The sequence below is a fragment of the Enterococcus raffinosus genome, from assembly GCF_001886185.1.
Taxonomy (GTDB): domain Bacteria; phylum Bacillota; class Bacilli; order Lactobacillales; family Enterococcaceae; genus Enterococcus_A; species Enterococcus_A raffinosus.
In genome coordinates this window covers 17,822-27,245 of sequence record NZ_JXLA01000047.1, presented here as the reverse complement: position 1 = coordinate 27,245, position 9,424 = coordinate 17,822, and the positions used below count along the sequence as shown (strand labels likewise).

Sequence of the window (9,424 nt, the reverse complement as noted above, 5' to 3'; positions counted from 1 at the left end):
GAAACTAGGGTACTTTATCAGTGGCTCCGATTTTTCACTGCTCTTTTTTGGACGGTTCTAAATTAAGTCGTTTCCTAAATTGTTTAAACCATTGAATTTCAAATTTTGCCTTTTCAATTCCTAGATCCAAAGTTGTGTATTGAAAACGGGCGATATCCTCCACATTTTTTAAGGTCATGAATTCAACGGCACCACCGCGCTCTTTTAAATCATTAATAGTAGTTTCATCAAATTTAAAGCGAGGACCTATCCTTTCACTGAGTTTTTCTAAAGATGCCAGTTCTTGTTCCAATTCTTTAATATAATTTGCTAGTAATTCATCTCTTTTTATTTCGTCAGTAAACCCCATAAAAAAGAATTTACTTAATTCCATATTCTTTTCCTTGTAAAGGATCGGTTGAGATATTGTTTTTTGAAAATATTCTTTTCCAGTATCAGTAATATAATAAACTTTTTTGTTCACCCCAGTGTCAACTCGTTCCTTAAAGGTGATCATGTTTTTGCTCAGTAGCTTTTTTAAAGCTGCTTGGATACTGCCGGTACTATCGCTGCTAACGGTTGAAAGGGAATTTTTGATTGATTGACGCAGTTCGTAAATTGTTGCTGCTTGAATCATTAGAAAACCTAAAATAATAGTGTCCATTTTTCCAACTCCTCAGAAAGCTTATATCATTAAAAAAAAATTATAAAAAAGCTGTTGCTAAAAAGCAGATTGATCCAATCAAGGCTAAAGGTGTCATTACATATTTTTCTTTTTTGCTGAAGGACATAAGATTCATGCCGGTATTCAACAGCAAGTAAAATCCGAAGAAAATGCAGATTCCGCGTGCTAGCGAAAAAGAGATATTCAATGAAATAATTTTGCCAACATAAAGGACAGAGAAAATCGCTATTAATTGAAAAACGAAAGCACTGCCACTGACAAAACGCATTTTAACTGGTAGAACCTTATGTTTTCCTCCCATAGTAAACTCACCAAGCGGAAGTCCCAGTGTCACTAATAAGGTTAATACTGCCATTATTCCAAAAATCACTGCTCCAATGATTGAAGATAATTCCATTTTGTTTCCCCCTAAACAGTTTTATGATGTTTGGTAGTCTGTTCTATCCGCTACTTGTCAAACGAGAATATAAAAATTTTCTGTTTTTATATTACTAATAGTAACATTACTAAAATCAATACGTAATCTCTTTTAAAATTTTTTTGAATTTGTGATTGACTCCCACGTTACGTGTGACTCTATACTATAAGTAAGCTAGCGAAACAGAAAAGGAGAAAACTAAATGTTTAAAATTGGAGAATTCTCAAAATTATCAAACACTACAGTTCGCACATTAGACCATTATGCCACGTTAGGTCTTCTAAAACCGAAAGGAATTGATGATCAAACCAATTATCGATACTACTCGGCCGACCAATTGGCACAACTCAATCAAATCAAATTGTTGCAGCAAACGGGTTTGCCATTAAAAACAATCAAGGAAATTATTGACACCAATGATTTAGATTTTTTAGAGAAACATTACACACTGCAAGAAGAAAAATTGCAGGAAGACTTAGATGAGCTGTTGAAAAAACAGCGAATGATCTATTTGCTCAAGCAGAAGATGAAAGAAGGAAAAAGAATGACTCAATATAACGTAGTAGTAAAGGAAGTTCCAGAAAGAAATGTGCTCAGTGTTCGCAGTGTAATCGCGGATTACACGTTGGAAGGGGACTTGTGGCAAAAATTGCAGCAAGGTGTGAGAAAAACGAATGCTAAAATGAGGCAGACGCCATTGAATATGACTCTTTTTCATGATGTGGAATTTGTCGAGAAAAATGCGGATGTTGAAGTTCAAACAAGTGTGGTTGGAGACTACCCTGAAGCTCACACCGTTGAGTTCAAAAAAGAGCCAGCCTTTATCATGGCATCGGTGACCTTCAGCGGCAGCTTTGAGCAAATGCCGCAAGTGACTCAAACAATCGCCGAGTGGTTAGAAGCAAACGAGTATAAAATCGTTGGTCCTATGATCAATATTGGCCACGTTTCTCCAGGAGAAGATCCAAATCCAGAAAACTGGGTGACTGAATCAGGTTTTGTTGTTTCAAAATAAGCCTAATATCTAGCAGTTAAATCTTTTATCTAACTGCTTTTTATTATTGAGAGGAGAAGCAGAATGAAGCATATTATTGAAGCATTTCATCCCTCGGGAGGGAAGCACTGTATTACTAATGCTTTAATGCAGGTTTTTGACTATTATCATTGACCACTATCTGAAGCTATGCTCTTCGGTATTGGTTCTGGATTGTCATTTACTTACATCAACTTAGCCCATTCGCCAATGATTTCTGGCAGATCAAAACCAATCGAGTTTGAAGCAAAGCTTGCGGAACGCTTAGGTGTTCGTATCAAATGTCGTCAGCCAAAAAACTATCCAGTAGCTCTAGCTAAAACGAAAAAAATGATCCAGCAAAATAAACCTGTTTTGATTTATGTGGATATGCCGTTTCTAGATTATTTAAATATGAATCGAAATAGTCATTTTGGAGGGCACGCTGTCGTATTATTTGGCTATGATGATGAAAATCAAGAGTTTTATCTAACTGATCGTGATAGCGCAGATTATCCCATTCGTACACCTAAAGGAAAAATCGCTTGTGATTATCATCGGGTCAGCTATCAAGAAATGGAACGTGCACGAAATAGTAATTTTAGACCCTTTCCAGCAAACAATAAATATCTAGAGTTTGATTTTTCATCTTACGAGGGAATTCAAAAAAGGGAACTTATTGCTGCTATAAAAGATACTTGTGAAAGTATGCTGCGTCCTCCAGCTAAGCTGTTAGGAATCAATGGAATCATCAAGTTTTCGCAAGAAATTTTAAAATGGAAATCCTTTGACCAAAGTAAAAGGGAAATTGCTGGTATAACGAACTACTTCCAGATTAGTGAAGATGGTGGTACAGGAGGAGGTGCCTTCCGAAAAATGTACGGAGAGTTTTTAATCGAGGGCAATCAGTTGTTTAATAATCATAGGATTGAGCAGATTGGTCAAGGCTTCATGAAACTGGGAGAAGCCTGGGATTCACTTGCAGAAGAGTTATGGCAACTGGGAACGACGGGAGATGTCAGCCTATTATGCACATTAAGTGAGCACACTCGTGCATTAGCGGATACCGAAAAAATTCTATTGGAAGAGCTAGAATTTTTGATATGTAAATAAAGTAATAAAACAGTAGATTGAACAGAAATACTGTTCAATCTACTGTTTTACTCGTTCAAATAATCTAGCTGTTTAATTAACGTATTCATTCTGAAGTCATCAATTTTTCTTCCCAAAGCAGCCAGACTTTTTATTGAAGGGACGTCCTCTAAAACAAATAATCTTTCCTCAGGGATTATTGGAGTAGAAAAATTTGTCACATAGAGGTCAGAAACTAATGAATCAGCCGCAACTTCAGCATAAATTTTTTCGGACTGAATATCTAACAAAAGTTTATCATGAAAATTCTTATTCAGATAATAGGCGAGAAGTTGTGCATGTTTGGGTCCTAAGTCACTACACACTTCAGTGAGGACAGGTCTTCTTAATTGGTCTAATTGCTTCGGAAGATCCTCCCAATAAATGAATAGCTCAAATAAAATTAGATGATAGTACATTGTGTACCAAGGAAATCGGGTTTTTGATTCTTGATCCTTTAAGGTTTTTTCTAAGACCTTACTAAAAACAGCAAAATCTCGTTGAATAGTCAAACTATTGTATAGCTGTCTGTTATAAGCGATGTACGTTTCATAGGGATAGGTTTTGTAGGAGTTATAGACCGTTTTAAATAATGAAATGCAGTTTTTACGGCTTTCATTAGAAATAGTAATTCCTAAAGCATTGACGATTAAATCGATTATATTATCACTAAAGCGTTCGATTCGATCTTCTTCAGCTAAATTGTCCCAGCTGAAATCATACCAAAAAATAGTTTGGATCAAATCCTTTTTTACCAGTTCAGTAATAGGTAGAGAGAAACTGGACAGTAACTCAGTGATTAGTGTTTCATACAAGAGCGTTTTTTCACTAGATAAGTCACGCTTACCTGAGTTAAGAAATCCTTGCTGTTGTCGAATGATACTAACGGCTATTAAAAAGGAGAGCTCAGCCTTTTGCAAGAAGTTCAACTTTAGATCAAAATGCCTATCAATTTGATTAACAGTAGTCCAGACTACTTTTTGATCTAACTGGAAGGGCCATTCATAGACATCATAAACTTCTAAAAAATAAGCAGCCATGAATAAACGAACTTGAAGCTCGTTCGTCCCAGTTAGCATCAGATTATTACGATCAATTTGTAAACCCCGCATCTTTAGTCCTTCATTCAATTTGACGATGCGACGATACAGACTTGAAGAACTAAGAAAAAGTTCCTTTTCTAATTCAGTCCGTAATTTTCCAGGTTGAAAAAAAAGAATTTCCAAAAGTTGAAAAGTTGGAGATTCTTTCAAAATATCAGAAAAGACTTCACGTACGGTATGGTTATGTTTTTCACTTAGATGTAAATCTCCAGAGGTATTTCTTTCGATTTGTAGAATAGCATTCCATCGCTCTTCAATTTCTTGGCAATCATTTACAATTGTTTTTGGAACCGCATCCACTATTTTCGCTATTTTTTTTACAGATACATAGCTGTTAGTTGTTCGAAGTAGTTCAATTATCTTAATTTGACGATTTTGGGTAGAAGATAAGGCATGTCTCATGTTAAACCCTCTTTCAATCGATTGATACCTTTAGTATATAGTAAAATTTCTCAACTGAAAATAAATAATATAATCAATGTATAAAGTCTTTTTTATTTTGAAAATTGGAAGAATTATTGATTTGTTTGTGTCATACTCGTTATATATGGAGGAATGTGTAGAGTGAATAAAACAATAGATGGGTTTAAGATGAAAGTAATCGCAATCCTAGCAATGCTGTCGAACCACATCGGTAGTGGTTTCAGTATATACGAACAATCTAGCTTAGTTTTTTTCTTTACTGAATTTATTGGGAAATTAACCTTTCCAATTATGGCATATCTCTTAGTGGAGGGATTTCTTTATACACGCAATCGAAAACACTATGCTATAAGAATGATGATTTTTTGGCTGATTTCTATTTATCCTTTTCATCTCCTCTTTAATGGAAAAAATCCCTTCACTCTTATTGAATTAGTAAATAATTTTTTTCACTTTACTAATAGGATTGCTACTAATGATAGTTTATGAGAAAGTTGCTTCATCCTTCTTGAGGTATTTAGTGGTTTATTCTTTACGATGGCGACTATGTTTTCTGATTGGCCTTTGGCTGGTGTTTTACTGATTTGTGGTTTTTACAGATGGAAAAATACGAAGTGGGGCCTCCGATTACCAAATATATATACGACTTTTTTTCTAACATCGATGCTGATATTAATATATGTCTCTTCACCTCAATCAATGTCATTTTCTCAAGTTTTTTCTGGATTAGGTCTGCTACTAGTCATCCCGTTACTCTTTGCATATAACGGTGAAAGAGGCTATTCGCCAAGTTGGGTATAATGGGGATTTTATAGTTTTTATCCTCTACATTTAGTTGCTTTAGCGTTGATTCGTCTAGTGATTCAATGAAGTGATTTTAGAAGAAACAGGTGAGCTTTAATGAGACTAGAAAAATCGCGGGTCAAAATTTTTTTTAAACTATTAATCAATAGTTCTATCGGCGATGGTAAGCGGGAGATTATACCTGATTTTTAACAGAAAAAAGACTCTATTTTAAGGTTTCCTTTGAAAGAGTAAAGTGTAAAACTTAGAATTATCATCAAAATAACTAAAAATTTTACAGATTCTAAAATAAATGAGATGATTCAAGTAGTGTAATAGGACTTTAGACGGGTCCAAAATAATCTATAATGATTGTAAAATGGTATAAACAAAATGAAGCAAGGGGAGGATATTTTTGAAGAAGGTAATTATTTTAGGTTTATCAGTTGCATTGTTAGGTGGTCTAGCAGGCTGTAATTCAGATTCGGAGGAATCAATCAGTTCGAGTTCTACCCCACAACAGACAAGTCAAACAAGCAAAAGTCAATCAAGTAGTCAACAAAATACAGATTTTAAGGTTAGTATAGAGGATGCGATCAAAGAATATCAAAAGGAATATCCAGATAGCGATATTACTTCAATTGATTTAGAAACTTCTTTTGGGAACTATTTTTACAAAATCGAAGGGGTCGACGACAATAAAGAATATGAAGTCCGAGTGGACGCCGATACGAAGAAGGTCTCTAAAGAACGTGAAGAAGAATTAGATATGGAAGACAAAGAAGGTGTAAAAAGAAAAGAAGACAAGCTGAACATAGATAATCTTTTAAGCATCGAGAAAGTTTCCGAAATTGCTACAGAAAATGTTGGCAGCGGGAAAGCGACTGAATGGAGCTTAGACAAGGATATGGGGATTACCTATTGGGAAGTCAAAGTATTCGATGGACAGAAAGAAACAGAAGTAAAGATCAATGCACAATCTGGGGATGTTTTAGAAACTGAAACGGATGATTAATGCTTTAAAAGAAGCTCATGGAGATAGTATCCATGAGCCTTTTATATTTAGCCTGAGGAAATTATTCGTTCAGATTATTAAACTTTTCGATATCGTTTAAGCCCAATAATATTTAGAATAGTAAAGACGGCGATGAAGAGTACGAGAACGGCTAGATCAAGCCAAATGTTCTCCCATCCTTGTCCCTTGATCATAATATTAGTTAATGCATTACCCGCGTAGCTGAGAGGGAAGATGTAAGCAAGATCACGTACCCAGTCTGCCATGGTATCTAATGGAATCAATCCTGAGAAGAATACCTGTGGGATAACGATCAACGGAATAAACTGAACCATTTGAAATTCCGAACTAGCAAATGTCGAGACAAAAATTCCCACTGTCAATGCGGTTAATGCAATAAGAATATTAGTCAATATTACCCATAATAAACTACCGACTATTTGCAGGTCGAGGACATAAATAGAGAAAAAAACGATAATAAAAGTTTGCAGAATCGCAAAAAGGCCATAACCGACTAAGTAGCCCATAACAATTTCGCTTCTTTTTACAGGTGTTGCTAGCAATCGCTCTAACGTTCCGCTGGTTCGTTCGCGAAGAAGGGCGATTCCAGAAATCAAGAAAACAAAGAAGAACACGAAAAATCCAATTAAAATTGGAAAGATTTTATCAAAGAAAGTACTGTTTGCATCACCGTAAACATACGAGTCTTTGATTTTAAAATTTTGAATAGTTATCGGTTTTTGTGCTTGAACAGCTAATTCCTGAAGCTCTTTACTCATCTCTTTCATTTTGTTAGCAGTCAAAATATTTTGAATCATCCCTTTAATTTGGGCAGTACTGCTAGGGTCTTCATTCTCATAGGAAACATGAAGGGTTGATCCGTCAAGAGTGATAAAGGCATCTAAATCATTTTCCTTCATAGTGTCGTGAATATTTTTAGTATCGGAATATTTTTTGGTTTTGACTTCATCTGAAGGGAAACTTTTCACTAAAGAGGAGGGAACTGTTTGGTCGACTCCGATTTTGACATGTGTTTCAGAATTGGAATCAAAAACAACGTTCATCAAGGATAAGACAATAACTGGCGCAATCAACATAAGGGCTAATGTTCTCTTATCACGGATTAATTCTTTGACTACACGGGTTAAAATTGCATTAAAGCGCATCATTAGCTTTCCACCTCGGCTTTTAAGAAGACTTCTTCAATTGAATCAGCCTCAAATTTTTGTTTCAACTCAGTAGGGGTTCCAAACGCGAACAGCTTTCCATCGATAATTAATCCGACGTAATCACATTTTTCGGCTTCATCCATGACATGAGTAGTGACAACGATGGCTTTATTCTGATCGGCCAAAGAACGAAGCTGATCCCAAATTGCCACTCGCAAGCTAGGATCGATTCCTACTGTTGGTTCATCCAAAACGATTAAATCTGGATTGGACAAGAGTGTAGTCGCTAAGGATAGTCGTCGTTTCATTCCACCTGAATATGTTTTGACAGTTTGGTTTAGAAAATCCGTTAAATTGACTAAGGAAATATTTTTATCGATCGCTTGTTTCAGTTTATCCTTTTCCATTCCCATCAGCTGTCCGAAGAAAATCAAATTTTCTTTGGCAGTCAGCTCATTGTATAAAGCATCGCTTTGTCCCATATAGCCGACATGACCTAAGATTTTTCGGTTAGGCATTTTGGTTTCGAAAATGGTCGTTTCCCCTTTGTCTAACTTTTCCATTCCCAGCAAACATTTTATAGTTGTAGACTTTCCAGCACCACTCGGTCCGATCAGTCCTAAAATTTTTCCGGATTCAATTTGAAGATTGACATCTTGTAAGACCTCACGCTTATCAAAAGCTTTGTAGGCGTGAGAAATTTTCGCTACAGTATTATTTTCTGTCGTCAAAATATGTTCCTCCTGTTCTTCTTTTCGATTATTCGTTTTATAGTGTTAAAGAATTAGATGGGAAAAGTGATGGCTGTTAACACAATAGAACGAATATTTTTTTCGTACATAGTCTAGTTACTGAACTGCTAAAAGTCTAGGCTAGAGATAGCATAATAGACAGAATGTCTATCATTTTGTACTATATGGATTATAGAACGACGAATTTGTGATGCAAGAAAAGAACTCTAATAATGGACATATTATAAAAAAATGTTCACTATGTTGTGAAAGGATATACCACGTTGAAGGAAAAAGACCTACGTTACTATCGAACTCGTAAGAATATTTTATCCGCAATGACTAGATTATTACAAACAAAAACGTTTGAGCAGATTACTGTAACGAATATTTGTGAGGAAGCAGAAATCAGCCGCAGCGGCTTTTATCTGCACTATGTAGATAAATACGATTTAGTGGAAGTTAATTTAAAAGAATTTCGGGATCAAGCGAATCAATTTGTCTTCTCAAATGCCGATAATAGCAAAACAGCATTATTTTCCAATATGCTATCTTATCTGCAAAGTGATGGTCAATTGATCGCGGCTTTGATTTCAGAAAATGGATCGATCGAGGTTCAAAATTATATTAAACGTATGATGCAGGAAAACGCGCGAATCAATATTTTTCCGCAATTGGATCTGAAAATCAAGAACAAGATTGAAGAGCATTATGCGTTATTGTTTTTGAGTAATGCGTTGTTCGGTGTTTTACAGGATTGGATTAACCGAGGACAGAGTGAATCGCCAGAAGAATTAGTGAGAATAATGGATCGGTTAATAACGTTTGATTTTAAGAAATAGGGAAAGCTTTAAAGAGATTCAATGCTTTTTAAAGCTTTTTTCATATTAAAAGCAACTTTAATACTAGGTTAATACTTCGTGTATATTCAAGAAACCTTCCTTCTTTATAGTGGAGATAGATCATATGAAGAAG

General features: G+C 35.3%; 10 protein-coding genes. 5 read left to right on the top strand and 5 right to left on the bottom strand.

Going from position 1 to position 9,424, the window contains the following annotated elements; translation table 11 throughout:
* Positions 1 to 34 precede the first annotated feature (34 nt).
* On the bottom strand, positions 35 to 643 hold the full coding sequence (locus RV13_RS18110; protein ID WP_060789559.1) for a PadR family transcriptional regulator: 609 nt from the start codon (positions 641 to 643) through the stop codon (positions 35 to 37).
* Between the two features lie 40 nt (positions 644 to 683).
* Positions 684 to 1,061 (bottom strand): hypothetical protein, encoded by a 378-nt coding sequence (locus tag RV13_RS18105; RefSeq protein ID WP_010746126.1) that lies wholly within the window; start codon positions 1,059 to 1,061, stop codon positions 684 to 686.
* A 223-nt stretch (positions 1,062 to 1,284) separates the two neighbouring features.
* Here RV13_RS18105 and RV13_RS18100 point away from each other — a divergent pair, with 223 nt between their 5' ends.
* Entirely contained in the window at positions 1,285 to 2,097 is an 813-nt protein-coding gene (locus tag RV13_RS18100; RefSeq protein WP_060789558.1) for a MerR family transcriptional regulator, read from the top strand.
* A 168-nt stretch (positions 2,098 to 2,265) separates the two neighbouring features.
* Positions 2,266 to 3,207: a BtrH N-terminal domain-containing protein gene (locus RV13_RS18095; protein ID WP_071875984.1), complete on the top strand. Its 942-nt coding sequence runs from the start codon at positions 2,266 to 2,268 to the stop codon at positions 3,205 to 3,207.
* Positions 3,208 to 3,254: 47 nt separating this feature from the next.
* Here the strand turns inward: RV13_RS18095 and RV13_RS18090 are convergent, their stop codons facing one another.
* Positions 3,255 to 4,730 carry an AcpB/EbpR/MafR family transcriptional regulator gene (locus tag RV13_RS18090; RefSeq protein WP_010746129.1) on the bottom strand — a complete coding sequence of 492 codons (1,476 nt, stop codon included), beginning with the start codon at positions 4,728 to 4,730 and terminating at the stop codon, positions 3,255 to 3,257.
* A gap of 153 nt (positions 4,731 to 4,883) precedes the next feature.
* Between RV13_RS18090 and RV13_RS21605 the strand changes: the two genes are divergently transcribed.
* Entirely contained in the window at positions 4,884 to 5,240 is a 357-nt protein-coding gene (locus tag RV13_RS21605; RefSeq protein WP_306301665.1) for a TraX family protein, read from the top strand.
* A gap of 709 nt (positions 5,241 to 5,949) precedes the next feature.
* A complete protein-coding gene (locus RV13_RS18080; RefSeq protein ID WP_010746131.1) occupies positions 5,950 to 6,549 on the top strand; it encodes a PepSY domain-containing protein in 600 nt (199 codons plus the stop codon).
* 77 nt (positions 6,550 to 6,626) lie between these two features.
* Here RV13_RS18080 and RV13_RS18075 read toward each other — a convergent pair whose 3' ends face one another.
* A complete protein-coding gene (locus RV13_RS18075; RefSeq protein WP_010746132.1) occupies positions 6,627 to 7,718 on the bottom strand; it encodes an ABC transporter permease in 1,092 nt (363 codons plus the stop codon).
* On the bottom strand, positions 7,718 to 8,449 hold the full coding sequence (locus RV13_RS18070; protein ID WP_010746133.1) for an ABC transporter ATP-binding protein: 732 nt from the start codon (positions 8,447 to 8,449) through the stop codon (positions 7,718 to 7,720). Before RV13_RS18070 ends, RV13_RS18075 begins: the two co-directional genes overlap by 1 nt.
* A 284-nt stretch (positions 8,450 to 8,733) precedes the next feature.
* Between RV13_RS18070 and RV13_RS18065 the strand changes: the two genes are divergently transcribed.
* Positions 8,734 to 9,291: a TetR/AcrR family transcriptional regulator gene (locus RV13_RS18065; protein WP_010746134.1), complete on the top strand. Its 558-nt coding sequence runs from the start codon at positions 8,734 to 8,736 to the stop codon at positions 9,289 to 9,291.
* Positions 9,292 to 9,424: the final 133 nt, after the last annotated feature.